The following is a 14,119-nucleotide window of genomic DNA, read 5'->3' as shown; positions in this document are numbered from 1 at the left end:
CGACCGGCCGCGTTGGAGATTGGTCCGGATACAACACCGGTATCCGGACCAATCTCCGCCTTGCCGGACCGCCGCCTGGACTCCGCCTCGGCTCGACCGAGGACTTTGACACACGCCCTAGCGGATGCGCTCGCCTCGGCTCGCGACCCGGAAGTAGTCGAAGGCGACGTCGAGGTCGGTGGAGGTGCCGGCCCGGTTGAAGGCCACCAGCCCGGCCTTCGTCGTCTCGACGTTCAACGTCGTGGAGCCGATGTAGCGGTAGATGCTCCCGTCGCGTGAGTAGTAGGCGCGGTAGCTGTCGCCGATCTTGGTGAGTCGGAGCCAGATGGCGCCGTCGGCCCCGACGATCCGCTGGGCGTCCGCGCCGGTGATCTCCACAGTCGACGTCGCGCCGTTCTGCTCGCGCAGCAGGACGAGCCGGACCTTGTTGACGGCCGCGGTCGCGCTGCCCATCTCCCAGGCGAGCTTCACGTAGTTGTTGTCGTCGGCGTACCCGATGACACCGCCCTGTTCGTTGTTGGCGGCCAGCGGGCGGGAGAAGACGACCTTGGACTCGGCCGTCCAGTCACCGTCGACGTCCTGCAGGGCCAGGTTCTTCGCGGTGTTGGTGCCGCCCTGCAGGTCACCCTGCTGCGCGGTGATGACGAGCGACCCGTCGGCCAGACGCCACCGGCTCTCGTCCGGTCGTACCCACTGCCACTGGGAGCCGAGTGCGGCCGAGCCGAACTCGTCGCTGCCCGTGCTCGTCGTGTTCAGGTCCACCGTGTAGACCGACGTCGCCGCGCCGTTCGTGACGGTGACCCGAGCCTGCCCGGTGGCGCTGCTCGCCTGCTCGACGGCGACCGAGGCGGCGGGATCGGCGGCCTCGGCGGTGACCGTCGGCACGGCCGTGGCGCCGGCCGGGAGGAGGGCGTTGTAGTGCAGCGTCGTCGGCGCGAAGGAGGTCAACGGCTCGCCGCCCACGCGCAGGCTCGTCAGCGTCGTGTCGGGCACCAGGTTGAAGACGTAGTTCTTCACCAGCGGGCCGAAGAAGCTCTCCGTCGTGACCTTGACGACCGCCTGCCCGGGAACGGTCACCGCCTGGGACACGATCTGGTAGCGCGCCTTGCGGTCGGCCGTCCGCACCTTCGTGATGGTGGGGGAGCCCCCGGCGCGAACCGGGATGGTGTACGAGGCGTCGGACAGGTTGAAGCCGCCGAACGTCTTCCCGTTCACGACGATCGTCGCCGATAGGGGCGCGTCGTCGACCGGGATGTCCCGCCCGCTGAACTCCTTCCAGTAGTTCACCGACGTGTCCCGCCAGTCGGCGGCGTCCGTCTCGTGGACGGCCAGCTTGGCGCGTACCTCCGCGAACCGCCGTGCGTCGATGTCGACCTGGAGCGTCTCCCAGGTCTCCCGCATCCAGGTCACGTACTGCACGCCCATCTGGTAGCGGTAGACCAGCTCGTCCCAGAACGGCCGGCCGCTGTCCATCCGATGGCCCCACGGCACGTGGTGGAACCACATCAGCAGGTTCTCCGGGACCGAGTCGATGTCTCCGTAGCGCCGCTGGAGGCGGGGGAAGTACTGGGCGGCGAGGTTGCTGCCGGTGGGGGAGCGGTCGTAGCCGAGGCCGACGGTGTCGGCCTGGTTGTAGTAGACCGGGCTCCAGTCGTCGCGGCCCGCCCAGTCGGCCGGGTCGGGACGGTAGTGGGCGCCCTCGGCGAACTGGTGGCCGATGCCCAGCGGCGTCTGGTAGCTCACCAGCGCCTCCCACGACCCCATCATCATCGTGCGGATGGTGTCGACGACACGCCTGTCGTTGCCCCAGGTCATCCGGACCCAGTCGGTCGCGATGTCCGCCGAGTCGAGCGTCCAGTTCCACGCCTGACGGCCGAAGGCGAAGAGGTTGGCCTGGGCGAAGTGGTGCCCGGTCAGGTTGTCGGCGTTGCCGAGGTTGGCGACACCCACGATGGCGGTGTCCGGATGGTGCTGGGCGCTCCCGTCGACGATGTTGCCGACCAGGCGCTTCTTGAGCAGCTTCCCGTTCGCGTCGGTCGCGTACGTGTCGGTCTTGAGGATCTCCTCGTACATGGGGCCGAGGTAGGTGAGCATCCAGTTCTGGCCCGTGTACTCCTGCGTGATCTGAAACTCCAGCGCCTGGTTGGTGTTCTCCATCCGGCCGAACATGGGGTGGATGGGCTCCCGGGCCTGGAAGTCCAGCGGCCCGTTCTTGGTCTGTAGGAACACGTTGTCGGCGAAGCGGCCTCTGCTGCCGTCCGGCTGGACCTCGTCGTCGATCGGCCCGAACTCCAGGTAGGCCCGCTTGAGCCGGTCGTTGTCGACCTCGGCGTTGTAGACGAACGTCCGCCAGTGGACCGTCATCCCGAGTGGCGCGACAGCCGCGCCGATGGCGTTGGCGCCGTCGCCGTGGTCGTACCCGAAGTCCTGCGGGCCGGGCTGGCCCTCCGAGTTGGCCTTCACGGTGAAGCCCATGAAGTCCGGGATGGCGGCCTGGATCTGCTGCGCCCGGCGCTGCCACCAGCCCCGGAAGTCGGTGCCGTACGGGTCGAGTTGGCTGTTGGTGAGCGTGTCCGGTGCGAACCGGGCGTCCGTGGGGGCGGTGTAGCGGATCGACAGGCCCAGCTTGATGCCGTACGGACGCAGCGCGTCGGCGAGGGCCGCCTCCTGCGCGATCCGAGCGCTGGTCAGGTACGCGTTGTCGGCGTTGACGTTGTTGATGGTGATGCCGTTGATGCCCAGCGACGCCAACGCGCGTGCCACGACGACGTAGCGGTCGAGGATGACGGGCAGGTTGGCGCCGGCGCTCGCCCCGGTCGCCGCGAAGTTGAAGATCGCCCCGGTCTCGCCGTTCAACCCGCCCAGTCCGGAGGCGTTGTTGCCGGCGTAGAGGCGCTCGGTCTCCCAGTTGTTCAGCAGTCGATGCTTGATCTTGGGTGACTCCGCGATGCGGAGGTGGTCGATGGGCTTCTGCGTCTGCGCCAGCCGCAGGAAGGCGTAGGTCCCGTAGAGCGCGCCGAGGTCGGTGTTGCCGGCGATGACGGTGAACCGGTCCTTGCCGCGAGACAGCGAGCGGACGAGGTAGCCCTCGTCGCCGACCCCGGCCAGGTCGCGGGCCGGGACGAGGCGGCGCACCAGCGGCGAGCTGGCCGGCGTGCCCACCACGACAGCGCCATCGGGGACCCGGTCGCCGCTGACCTCCGTCACGGGTGCCGCCCGGTCGAGGAGCCCGCCCAGGCCGCGCACCAGCTCGTCGCGGGCCGCGCCGAGGGTGGTCTCGGCCAGCTTCTCGGTGGAGCCGGGCGCCATGGCGAGGTCGGCCGTGTGCCGGTGGACCCGGGTGGCGTCGGCGTTCTCGACCACGATCGACGTGGCGGTGCGGCGGTAGTCGCGCAGCAGCTTCGGGTCGCTGACCGGCACGTATCGCAACCACAGATCGGAGCCGCCGTAGGTGTCCGGCGACTCGGCGGCGGTGGCGGGCGTGGTGGCGACGGCGAGGGTGGCCGCCACCGTGGCGAGCGCCGTGCCGAGCACGACGAGAACTCGCCGCAGCCTGGGCACCGGACCTCGGTTCATTGCCTTCTCCTCTGTTGTCCGACGGAGACGTCGATCGGGACGGCGCACGAACGCAGTGATGCAGATGAATGGAAGGTGCGCCGATCCTGTCCGGGGTGTCGCGGGCTGGGCAAGGAGTTGTCGTTTCTTGTCGCGCGTGCCCTCACCACAGGTGCGCCGCCGGGTTGGGCGCCGGCCGCTGCCGTGCCCAGGGCGACCGGGCCCGACCCGGGCTCGGGTTGCGCGCGGCTGTGGAGTGGCGGACCACGAGGCGGACCGGGAGGACCATCGGTCGACCGGTGTGCCCGGGTGCCCCCTCGATCATCGTGAGCAGGTGTCGGGTCGCGGCCGAGCCCTCCGCGTACAGGGGTGCCGCGACGGTGGTCAGCCCGGGTGTGACGATGTCGGCCGCGACGATGTTGTCGAAACCCACGATGCTGACCTCACCCGGGATGTCGACGCCCCGCGCGCCGAGACCGCGGATGAGGCCGATCGCCATCTGGTCGTTGAAGGCGAGGACGGCGGTCGCCGGCCGGGCGCACAACTCCTCGGCGGCCCGCTCGCCGCCCGCGATTGTCGGGCTGAAGGGGCCGATCTGGCGTACCTTGATCTCCAGCTCCATGCCGGCCTCGAGGAGCGACCGCCAGCGGATGCCGTTCGGCCAGGAGGCCTCCGGCCCGGCGACGTACGTGATGTGGTCGTGCCCCAGCTCACCAAGGTGCTCGACGGCCCGCCGCACACCCCGGGGGTTGTCCGTCACGACGCAGGGCACGTCCGCGATGGCGCGGTTGAGGACCACCACCGGCCGCTGTTTGGCGAACATCCGGATGGCCGAGTCGGACATCCGGCTGCTGGCCAGCACGATGCCGTCGACAGTCGACATGGCCCGTTCGATCGCGGCCCGTTCCCGTCGGTCGGACTCCTGGGCGTCGATCAGCACCGTGGTGTATTCGCCGTCGGCCGCCGCCTCCTGGGCGCCGCGCGCGATCTCGGCGTACACCGGGTTGGTGATGTCGGCGATGACGAGCGCGATCATGTGCGTGCGTGCCGTGCTCAGGGTGCGCGCGAGGGGGTTGGTCCGGTAGCCCAGCCGCTCCGCGACCTGCCGGACCCGCTCGGCGGTCTCGGAGTTGACGCGGCTCGGCCTGGAGAAGGCGCGGGACACCGTGGACGGTGAGACGTCGGCTTCGCTCGCGACGTCGTAGATCGTGACCCTCTTGTCGGGCGGCCTGGTGTGGTCGGGCATCTGCATGCTCCTCCCAGCTACGCGCCGTGATCATGGTATGACGGCGGTGAGTGCTCGGCAATGCCCTCGTAACAAACCAGTGCCGCGAACGCATTCGCGCGAGGCAATACATGGCAACCCATTGCCGTCGCGTCACGCCGGCTGCCTCAATCAGCGGGGATGACACCTGGCGGAGGGAACAGCTCATGGGTATGACGCGGCGCGGCGTTCTCCTGGTCACGGGATCGTCGGTCATCGTGGGCGCGGTCGGGTGCGGGGCACCGGACGGTCCCGGCAAGTCCACCGGCGACACCACGGGCGAGGTGCCGCAGCGGCCCGGCCGGGCCGTGACGCTCAACGTCCTCGACGTTGCCGGCAACCTCCAGCTGACCCAGGGGATGATCGACGACTTCGTCGCCAAGAACCCCGACACGATCTCCCGGGTGACCTATTCGAAGGCGCCGGCGCCGGAGCTGGCCGGCAAGATCAAGGCTCAGCAGGGCGCGAACCGGGTGGACATCGGCCTCGTGCTGACCGGCGTCGACGGGCTGGCCGCCGGGATCGAACAGGGCCTCTGGCTCGACCTGTTGCCGACGTTCCAGGACCGCCTCGGCGGCATGCGTGACTACCTGGAACCGGCCGCCGCCATGCAGAAGCTCGCCGGCAACTCCGGCGTCACGGTCACCTACTACCCGTCCGGCCCGCTGCTGGAATACCTGCCGGCCCGCCTGGCCACGCCACCGACAAGCGCGCCGGCCCTGCTCGACTGGGCCAGGGCCAATCCCAAGAAGTTCCAGTACGCCCGGCCGGCCAACTCCGGCCCCGGTCGTACGTTCCTGATGGGGCTGCCCTACATCCTGGGCGACGCCAATCCCAAGGACCCCACCGCGGGGTGGGACAAGACCTGGGCCTTCCTCAAGGAGCTGGGCCAGTACGTGGACTACTACCCGTCCGGCACGACCGAGACGATGAAGAACCTCGCCAACGGCACGGCGCACCTGATCGTCAGCACGACCGGCTGGGACATCAATCCGCGGGTGCTGGGCACGGTGCCGAAGGAAGCCAAGATCACCCCGATCGAGGGATTCCACTGGGTCACCGACGCGCACTACGCCGTGCTGCCCAAGGGCGTCTCGACCGACACCCAGGCGGCGGTGCTGGCCCTGCTGGCGTTCATGCTCACCCCGGAGCAGCAGGCCAAGGCGTACGACGAGGGCTACTTCTATCCGGGCCCGGCGGTGAAGGACGTCGGGCTCACCTCGGCGCCGCAGAAGAGCCAGGACGCGATCCGGGAGTTCGGGCGCCCCGAGTACGAGGCGCTGATCGCCGGGAACCCGACCGAGGTGCCACTCGACGCGAAGAGCCTCGTGGCCGCGTTCAACCGCTGGGACCGCGAGATCGGCGGCGGGAAGGTCAAGCAGGGATGAGTGCCTTCTCCCAGCTGCGGTTGGACGGGGTGTCCCGGCGGTTCGGCGGCCAGGACGCGCTCACCGAGCTGGACCTCACCATCGAGACGGGTGAGTTCATCGCCCTGCTCGGCCCGTCCGGCTGCGGCAAGTCGACGGCCCTGAACTGCCTGGCCGGGCTCCTTCCGTTGACCCGGGGGAGCATCTGGCAGGACGAGCGGCGGATCGACACGCTGCCACCGGAGCGCCGGGGCTTCGGCATGGTGTTCCAGAGCTACGCCCTCTTCCCGCACCTGACGGTGCGGGCGAACATCGCCTTCGGGCTGCGCATGCGGCGACTGCCGAAGGAGGAGATTCGCCGGCGTACGGCGGAGGCGGTGCGGCTGGTGCGGCTGGAGGACCACGTCGACAAGCTGCCCGGTCAGCTGTCCGGTGGGCAGCAGCAACGCGTCGCCATCGCCCGCGCCGTCGTGTTCGAGCCGTCGCTGGTGTTGATGGACGAACCGTTGAGCAACCTCGACGCCAAACTGCGGCTGGAGATGCGGACCGAGATTCGCCGGCTGCACCAGTCGCTGGGGCTCACCACCGTCTACGTCACCCACGACCAGGAGGAGGCGCTCTCGCTGGCCGACCGGCTGGTGGTGCTGCGCGAGGGGCGGGTGCAGCAGATCGGGTCACCGCGCGAGTTGCACACCCGCCCGGCGAACTGGCACGTCGCCGACTTCATGGGTTACCGCAACCTGTGGCGGGGCCGGGTGGTGCGGCGCGACGGCACCGGGGCCACTGTCGAGTCGTCCGGGCACCGCCTGCTCGGCGAGGCCGTCGGCGACCTCGCCGACCACGCGGACGTGGTGGTCGCGGTACGCCCCGAGGACATCCGCGTCGACGCCGCCGGGGAGGCAGCCAACGCCCTGTCGGCGACCATCGAGGTGGTGGAATACCAGGGCCGCGAGTTGGCGGCCGAGGCGCGTACCGACACGGGTCAGCGGCTGCACCTGCGTACCGAGCAGCGGATCGCGCCCGGTGACCAGGTCAAGCTCGCCATCGACCCGCGGCGGCTGCTCGTCTATCCCGCCGGCGCGACAGCGGAGACCGACCGCCTCGCGGACGTCGCGGTGGCGACGCGGTGAGCGCCGCCGGGCCCGGCCGACCGTTGGCGCACTGGCAACACCGCCTCGCCGAACGGGGCATCGATCGCCAGCTCGTCCTCTTGGTGCCGGCGCTGGTCTTCGTCATCGCCCTGTTCCTCTACCCGTTCTTCTACGGGCTGTCGCTCTCGTTCCAGCCGACCGACGGCGGGCCGTTCAGCGACTACGCCAGGTTCTTCTCCGACGCCTACGAGCGGGGCACGATCTGGATCACGCTGCGGATCGCGCTGCCCGCCGCGCTCCTGAACGTCCTCGCCGCCGTGCCGATCGCGTACCGGATGCGCGGCCGGTTCCGGGGCAAGCGGCTGGTCACCACGCTGCTTGTCGTGCCGATCACCCTCGGCACCGTCCTCACCGCCCAGGGGCTGCTGAACTTCCTCGGCCCGACCGGGTGGTTCAACCGGATCCTGCTCGCCACGCACCTCGTCGACGAGCCGGTACGACTGACCCACAACTACTGGGGTGTGTTCTTCTCGCTGGTGATCACCGGCTTTCCGTTCGCGTTCCTGCTGGTGCTCTCCTACCTCTCCGGCATCGACCCCACCCTGGAACGGGCGGCCGCGACGTTGGGGGCGGACTGGCGTCGCCGGTTCACCCGCATCACCCTCCCGCTGCTGATGCCTGGTCTCGCCACGACCTTCTGCCTGACGTTCGTGCTGGCGTTCAGCGTGTTCCCGTCGGCCGTCCTGGTCGGCAACCCGGCCGGTGAGACGCGGGTCATCTCCCTCGCCGCGTACCAGGCGGCGTACGAGCAGTACGACTACCCGTACGCGTCGGCGATCGCCATGATCATGGGGTTCGTCGAGCTGGTCGTCATCGCGGTCGTGCTGGCCGCCCGCAGCCGTTTCTACACCGGCGCCACCGGAGGCAAGGGCTGATGGCTACGACCACCCAGGCGCCACCGGCGCGACCCCCCGCCACCGACGGCAGGCGTCGACGCGTCACCGCGCGCCCGGCCGCCTGGCTCGTGTGGGGCGTGGTCATCTTCTTCTTCGTCAACCTGCTGGGCGTCGTGGCGTCCGTGCTGGTCAGCTCCTTCGGCAAGCGCTGGTTCGACACCTGGCTCCCGGACGGCTACACCACGAGCTGGTACGGCCGGGCCTGGGACGAGTTCGCCCTCCTGCAGGTCATCGTCGTGACGCTTGAGGTCTCCGTACTCGTCGTGGGCCTCGCGCTGCTGATCGGTGTGCCGGCGGCCTACGTCCTCGCGCGGCGGTCCTTCCCCGGCAAGCGGCTGATCTTCCTCGTGTTCCTGCTGCCCATCCTCATGCCCCCGATCACGTACGGCATCCCGCTGGCGACAGTCCTCTACAAGTTCGGGCTGGCCGGGAACATGTCCGGTGTGGTGCTCGCCAACCTCGTACCGTCGGTGCCCTTCGTCATCCTGACCATGACCCCGTTCATCGAGCAGATCGACCCGCGCATCGAGAGCGCCGCGCGGATGTGCGGCGCGGGCCTGCGTACGGTGTTCCTCAGGGTCCTCACGCCGTTGCTCGTGCCGGGCATCCTCGCCTCGGCGATCCTCGTCCTCGTCCGGACCGTCGGCATGTTCGAGCTGACCTTCCTGACCGCGGGCCCCGACTCGCAGACCCTCGTCGTGGCGCTCTACTACTCGATGTCCGCGTCCGGGATCCGGGCGCAGCAGTCGGTGGACGCCATGGCGGTCATCTACACGTCGATGATGCTCGTGCTGCTCGTCGTCGCACTGCGCTACGTCAACCCGACCCAGCTCGTGGCCCAGGTCAAGGAGGACCCCGAGCACTGACGCCCGGCGGCCGGCGTGGTCAACCGCCCACCACGTCCCGGTACGCCGTGGTGGCCCGCCAGCCGACGCCCGGCCCGGCCGCCACCTCGTCGAGGATCTCGCCGGCGCGGCCCACGACCGTGCGGAGTGCCGGCAACTTCGCGCGCAGGCCGCGGTAGGTCGCGGCAAGGGTCGGGTCGACCGCGACCGGCTCGGCGCGGGCACTCGCAGGACTGAGCAGAGTGACGGCCTCGGTGAGATCGGCGGCCAGGCCGATCGCGAAGAGCCCGAGCGCCGCCGCGCCGAGGGCGGCGTCATCGTCCTCGCCGGCCACCTGGGTCGGACAGTCCAGGACCGCGGTCAGCACCGCACGCCACAGTGGTGATCGGAACGCGCCGCCGGCCAGCCGAACGCTTGTGACAGGCGTCAGCTCGGCCAGGCGGTCCCGCACGCCGCCGAGGTGCAGGCACACACCCTCCAGCGCGGCGCGTACCAGGTGACCTCGGGAGTGCTCGCTGCGCAGGCCCAGATACGCTCCCGGCGGGCCGGAACCGGCAGCCGGCGCCAGGTAGGGCAGCATCACCAGACCATCGCTGCCCGGGGGAATCCGTTCGGCGAGGGCCAGCAGCTCGGGCGCGGCGAGCTGGTCATCGGACGCCGGCCGACTGTCGGGTTCGAGGGCGCCACCGGCCCACCGCACCACGTTGCCGCCGTTGGTGACCGTCTCGCCGACCACCCACGCGTCCTCGGTCAGCGCCGCGCAGGAGAAGATCTCCGCCGGGTCGACGAGCGGCGCCGCGACGACAGTCCGCAGGGCCCCGGTGGCCGCGAGCGTCAGACCGGCGACACTGCTGTCGATCGCCGCCATGCCCAGGCTGCTCGACGGACCGTCGGCCGCTCCCATGACGACAGGTGTGCCGGACGGCAGGCCGACCGCCTGCCCGGCCGCCGAGGAGAGCCGCAACACGCCGGTCGTGGGCAGGACCGGGGGCAGTTGGTTGCCGGACACCCCGACAAGATCGAGTATGGCCGCGTTCCACACCCGCCGGTGCACGTCGAACATGCCGGTGCCGGACGCGGACGACAGCTCGGTCACCAGCGTGCCGGTCAGCCGATGGACCAGGTAGTCCTTCAGGCCGATCCACCACCGTGTCGCGGTGCAGAGGTACGGCTCGTGGCGGGCGAACCAGAGGAGCTTGCACAGCGGGCTTCCCGGGTGCACGGGCGTGCCGGTGACCCGGTGCAGCTCCCGACTCTGACCGGAGACGCGCAGGTCGCGGGCCACCTCCGCGGACCGCGTGTCCCGCCCGGTCAGCAGCGGCGTCACCGGGCTGAGTGTCGCGTCCAGCCCGATCACGCCGTACCTGGGGGAGCTGACCGCGAGGGCGACGACCTCCGCCCCGGCGGTGTCGGCGACACACGCGGACACCGCCGCCAGGGTGGCCGCCACCAGCACGTCGGGGTCCTGGACCTGCCAGCCGGGCAGCGGTTGGAGCAGCGGGTACGCCCGCGTCCGGACGTGTCGGGCCGAGCCGTCCAGCGCGAACGCGCCGGCCCGCACGGCGGTGGCGCCCACGTCGACCCCGAGGATGACACGACGCTCCGGCCCCATGAGCACATGGTCGAGCGGTGTTCGACGGGTGGGCAAGCGGTTGCGCACAGTTGTCGCGTCGTGCGGGCCGCCGCGTGCGGCGTGGTGCCGGCGACTGCTGTAGGCGTGGAGCCAGGCGGGCAAGGTAGGGCCGGGCCTTCCTGACGGTGACACCGAGTCTGGTGCAGGGGACGTGCCAGAGGCGGGCCTGGTAGCCGGACCTGCCCGCTGCGCCGTCGATGCGGTAGCGATCGGCCCACCGCTTAGCCGCAGTCGTGCCGGGCGATGCCGGTCAGCCACCGGCGGACCCATCCCTCGACGGCGTGAGTTGGATGGCACGGTGCCTGGTCGTCGCGCCTGTCGAGCTGCCCCACCAGTGGGGCGGGCATGCCCGTGGCCGGTTGCGTGCCCGTGGCCCGCCGCGCGGTTGTGGCCCCGCCGCCTGGCAGTCCGCCTGTCGTGCCCTGGCTGTCATCCTCGGGGCGCGGACCGAGGTGAGCGCCGCCCGGGCCAGCGCCGCCCCACGGATGGGGCAGCTCGACAGGCACTGACCAGCACCCCCTGCCCAGCCGCGGGTCGGGCGTCCGCGCGACACCACCTAGCCGTGTCCACGCTGACCTGAAAGCGTTCCGCGGAGCGGCGCGGCGGCCAGCTAGGCGAACCAGCACGTCCCTGAGCGCCGTTGAGGTAGCGCCCAAGGGTGCTCAGACCAGGAAGTTCTCCCGCATCTTCGCGCCCAGGTTGATGCCACCCACCGCGCGAGGGCCGGCCGGGTCGTGCACGCTGACGGTGTTGTTGCGCCGCATCAGCTCGCGGACCGCGGGCGGCAGCCGGGGCGGGTCGTCCATGGCCGCGATGACCTGCCCGGCGCTCAGGATCAGTCGGTCGGCCAGGGCCGCGGCGTCGGTGTCCACCCGCACCCGGCCGTACTCCCAACCCGCCGTGGTGAGGTCGAGCACCTCGAACACGCGGGTCACCAGCGGGTTCGGGTCGGTCACCCGGTCGAGTCGAGGCGCCTGGCTCCCGACCACCTCGACGGCGGCGGCCACCTGGGCGTACGGATGGAATCCGCACGGCAGGCCGAACAGTGGCCACCGCAGGGCCGAGCCGGCCTCCTTCCACAGCGGCCGGTAGTTGCGGCGGTGCACCAGGAGCCGCCGGCCGGTCCGCCGGTGGAACTCCTGGGCCTGGGCCTGGAGGTCCGCGTGGGCCTCGTCGGCGACCTGACTCACGATCCGGGCCGCCACCACCAGGCCGTCGTCGCTGTCCAGTGTCTCGGTGAGCGCCTCGACCTGATCGGGAAACCGGATCTGGGCGTGGGCGCCGTACCGGGACTGGACGTCCCGCAGCAACGCCTGCTGGCGTCCCGGATCGAGCTGGACTCGCCTACCACCCAGCAATCGCCGGAGCCAACGCATGTCGCCTCGATTCAGCAGAGCCGTCGCGGACGGCGGCAATGTTAGTGCGTCGTACCTTCCTCCTGTCGCGAAGGGTGGCCGGGCGAAGCGTTCCGGACGTCGAGGGTGGTCACCGGCGGCGCGGCGTGACCAAACCCGACTCGTACGCCCACACGACGAGTTGGGCGCGGTCACGGCAGTGCAGCTTCGCCATCGCCCGATTCACATGTGTCTTGGCGGTCAACGGGCTGATCACCATCCGTGCGGCGATCTCGTCGTTGCTCAGCCCGCCCGCGACCAACTCGACGATCTCCTGCTCGCGGGCGGTCAGCACGTCCCGCCCGGCCGCCGGCTCGGCCGGCGGTGGGCCGGACACGAACTCGCTGATGAGCGTCCGCGTCACGGCCGGTGCGAGCAGCGCGTCGCCGCGCGCCACGATGGCGATGGCCTGCAGCAGGTCGGTGGGGTCGGCGTCCTTGAGCAGGAAACCGCTGGCGCCGGCGCGGAGAGCGGCGAAGACGTACGAGTCGAGCCCGTAGTTGGTCAGGATGAGAACGTGGATCGCGGCGAGGTCGGGATCGGCGGCGATCCGCCGGGTGGCTTCGATACCGTCGAGCCCCGGCATCTGCACGTCCATAAGCACCACGTCCGGCCGCAGGCGTCGCGACAGGTGGACGGCGGAGGCACCGTCGGCGGCCTCGCCGACGACCTCCAGGTCGTCCTCGGCGTCGAGCAGGGCCCGGAAACCGGCTCGCATCAGCGCCTGATCGTCGACGAGCAGGACCCGGATCATGCGGGCTCCTCCAGCGGGATCGTGGCCCGTACCGTGAATCCGTGGTCGTCGTTGGCGGCGGCCCGCAGGGTGCCGCCCAGTCCGGTCACCCGTTCCCGCATGCCGCGCAGGCCCACGCCCGGTGTCGTCGGGTGCGCCGGTGACGCCTGGCCGTCGTCGGCGACCGAGAGGGTGAGCTGCGCCGGGGCGTACTCGACATGGACGCTCGCGGTGGCGGGGCCGGCGTGGCGGGCCACGTTTGTCAGTGCCTCCTGGACGACCCGGTAGCCGGCCTGGTCGACCTCGTCGGGCAGCTCCCGGGGCTCACCGGCGACGGTCACCCGCACCGGTACGCCGACCGCCCGGGTCCGCTCGGCCAGCTCGTCCACCCGGGCCAGCCCGAGGCGATCCTCGCCGTCGGGCGAGCGCAGGACGTCGAGGGTGGTGCGCAGCTCCCGCATCGCGGCGCCGCTGGCCTCCTGGATCGCCAGCAGGGTGGCCGACGGCTCCTCGCCGTGCTTGCGGGCGAGGTGCACGGCGATCCCGGCCTGCACCTTGATCACGGAGATGCTGTGGGTCAGGGAGTCGTGCAGGTCGCGGGCGATGCGCAGGCGTTCCTCCCCGGCACGACGCAACGCCATCTCCTCGCGGGTGCGTTCGGCCTCGATCGCCCGCTGCTCGACCTGTTCCAGGTACGCCCGGCGCTGCCGCGCCACCAGCCCGGCGATGTTGGCCGCCACGAACCAGCCAAGCATCAGGGCCGTCCAATCGACGATCAGCCGGGCGGGCCCGGTGGTCGGCCTCGACCAGATGTCCCGGGCGAGGAACCCACCGAGGAAGGCGAAACTGGCGGCGGCGGCGGCCACCCGGTGCCCCCGCCAGCCGGCGACGTACACCGCGCCGAGCACAGGGAACGCGGCGGACACTCCCGGGCGCACCCGGATGTGGACGGCCATCATGGCGACGGTGACCACGCCCAGCGCCACCACCGGATACCGCCGGCACGCCGCCACGGCGACCGCCATGGCCACGACCAGGGCGACATCGAGCGCCCCGACCGTGGCGGCGTCCGGGGTGAGCGCGGCGTTGCCGAGCAGGAGGGCACCGAGGACCAGGCCACCGAGGGCGTACGGCAGATCGCGACGCATTGCCGAACTGTAGAACGGGTTGTCCGGGTGCGGCATCCACCGACCGCGGTAGCCGGGCGTACCGCGGACGCGGTAGCGGCGCCTGGTCAAGTGCCTGCGGCGGCACGACGTTTTCCCGGCTCGCCGAGGCAAG

At 71.0% G+C, this 14,119-nt stretch carries 11 protein-coding genes; 5 read left to right on the top strand and 6 right to left on the bottom strand.

Features of this window, described 5'->3' with window-relative positions; all coding sequences use genetic code 11:
- Nucleotides 1-117 precede the first annotated feature (117 nt).
- Nucleotides 118-3,576, bottom strand: a complete 3,459-nt coding sequence (locus tag ACLQ29_RS16710) for an alpha-glucuronidase family glycosyl hydrolase (protein ID WP_425772444.1) — start codon at nucleotides 3,574-3,576, stop codon at nucleotides 118-120.
- Between the two features lie 142 nt (nucleotides 3,577-3,718).
- Nucleotides 3,719-4,801, bottom strand: coding sequence for a LacI family DNA-binding transcriptional regulator (locus ACLQ29_RS16705; RefSeq protein ID WP_425772443.1), 1,083 nt, complete (start codon nucleotides 4,799-4,801; stop codon nucleotides 3,719-3,721).
- Between the two features lie 185 nt (nucleotides 4,802-4,986).
- Between ACLQ29_RS16705 and ACLQ29_RS16700 the strand changes: the two genes are divergently transcribed.
- From ACLQ29_RS16700 to ACLQ29_RS16685, 4 genes are read left to right on the top strand one after another with little or no spacing between them, the layout of a single operon-like run.
- A complete protein-coding gene (locus ACLQ29_RS16700) occupies nucleotides 4,987-6,207 on the top strand; it encodes an ABC transporter substrate-binding protein (protein ID WP_425772442.1) in 1,221 nt (406 codons plus the stop codon).
- On the top strand, nucleotides 6,204-7,316 hold the full coding sequence (locus ACLQ29_RS16695; RefSeq protein WP_425772441.1) for an ABC transporter ATP-binding protein: 1,113 nt from the start codon (nucleotides 6,204-6,206) through the stop codon (nucleotides 7,314-7,316). Before ACLQ29_RS16700 ends, ACLQ29_RS16695 begins: the two co-directional genes overlap by 4 nt.
- The gene (locus tag ACLQ29_RS16690; RefSeq protein ID WP_425772440.1) at nucleotides 7,313-8,212 is read left to right on the top strand and encodes an ABC transporter permease; all 900 of its coding nucleotides are present in this window, start codon (nucleotides 7,313-7,315) and stop codon (nucleotides 8,210-8,212) included. Before ACLQ29_RS16695 ends, ACLQ29_RS16690 begins: the two co-directional genes overlap by 4 nt.
- The gene (locus ACLQ29_RS16685) at nucleotides 8,212-9,099 is read left to right on the top strand and encodes an ABC transporter permease (RefSeq protein WP_425772439.1); all 888 of its coding nucleotides are present in this window, start codon (nucleotides 8,212-8,214) and stop codon (nucleotides 9,097-9,099) included. Before ACLQ29_RS16690 ends, ACLQ29_RS16685 begins: the two co-directional genes overlap by 1 nt.
- 19 nt (nucleotides 9,100-9,118) lie before the next feature.
- Here ACLQ29_RS16685 and ACLQ29_RS16680 read toward each other — a convergent pair whose 3' ends face one another.
- Nucleotides 9,119-10,690: a gluconokinase gene (locus ACLQ29_RS16680; RefSeq protein ID WP_425772438.1), complete on the bottom strand. Its 1,572-nt coding sequence runs from the start codon at nucleotides 10,688-10,690 to the stop codon at nucleotides 9,119-9,121.
- 311 nt (nucleotides 10,691-11,001) lie between these two features.
- Between ACLQ29_RS16680 and ACLQ29_RS16675 the strand changes: the two genes are divergently transcribed.
- Complete coding sequence (locus ACLQ29_RS16675; protein ID WP_425772437.1) at nucleotides 11,002-11,220, top strand: hypothetical protein; 219 nt, start codon at nucleotides 11,002-11,004, stop codon at nucleotides 11,218-11,220.
- Between the two features lie 153 nt (nucleotides 11,221-11,373).
- Here ACLQ29_RS16675 and ACLQ29_RS16670 read toward each other — a convergent pair whose 3' ends face one another.
- The 3 genes from ACLQ29_RS16670 to ACLQ29_RS16660 form a co-directional block, all read right to left on the bottom strand.
- Nucleotides 11,374-12,087: a hypothetical protein gene (locus ACLQ29_RS16670; RefSeq protein ID WP_425772436.1), complete on the bottom strand. Its 714-nt coding sequence runs from the start codon at nucleotides 12,085-12,087 to the stop codon at nucleotides 11,374-11,376.
- A 109-nt stretch (nucleotides 12,088-12,196) separates the two neighbouring features.
- Complete coding sequence (locus tag ACLQ29_RS16665; RefSeq protein WP_425772435.1) at nucleotides 12,197-12,859, bottom strand: response regulator; 663 nt, start codon at nucleotides 12,857-12,859, stop codon at nucleotides 12,197-12,199.
- Nucleotides 12,856-13,986, bottom strand: a complete 1,131-nt coding sequence (locus ACLQ29_RS16660; RefSeq protein WP_425772434.1) for a sensor histidine kinase — start codon at nucleotides 13,984-13,986, stop codon at nucleotides 12,856-12,858. The genes ACLQ29_RS16665 and ACLQ29_RS16660 overlap by 4 nt, the downstream gene beginning before the upstream one ends.
- Between the last annotated feature and the right edge of the window lie 133 nt (nucleotides 13,987-14,119).

The organism is Micromonospora sp. DT228, assembly GCF_049841595.1.
GTDB lineage: Bacteria > Actinomycetota > Actinomycetes > Mycobacteriales > Micromonosporaceae > Micromonospora.
This window is presented reverse-complemented; position numbering and strand designations above follow the sequence as displayed.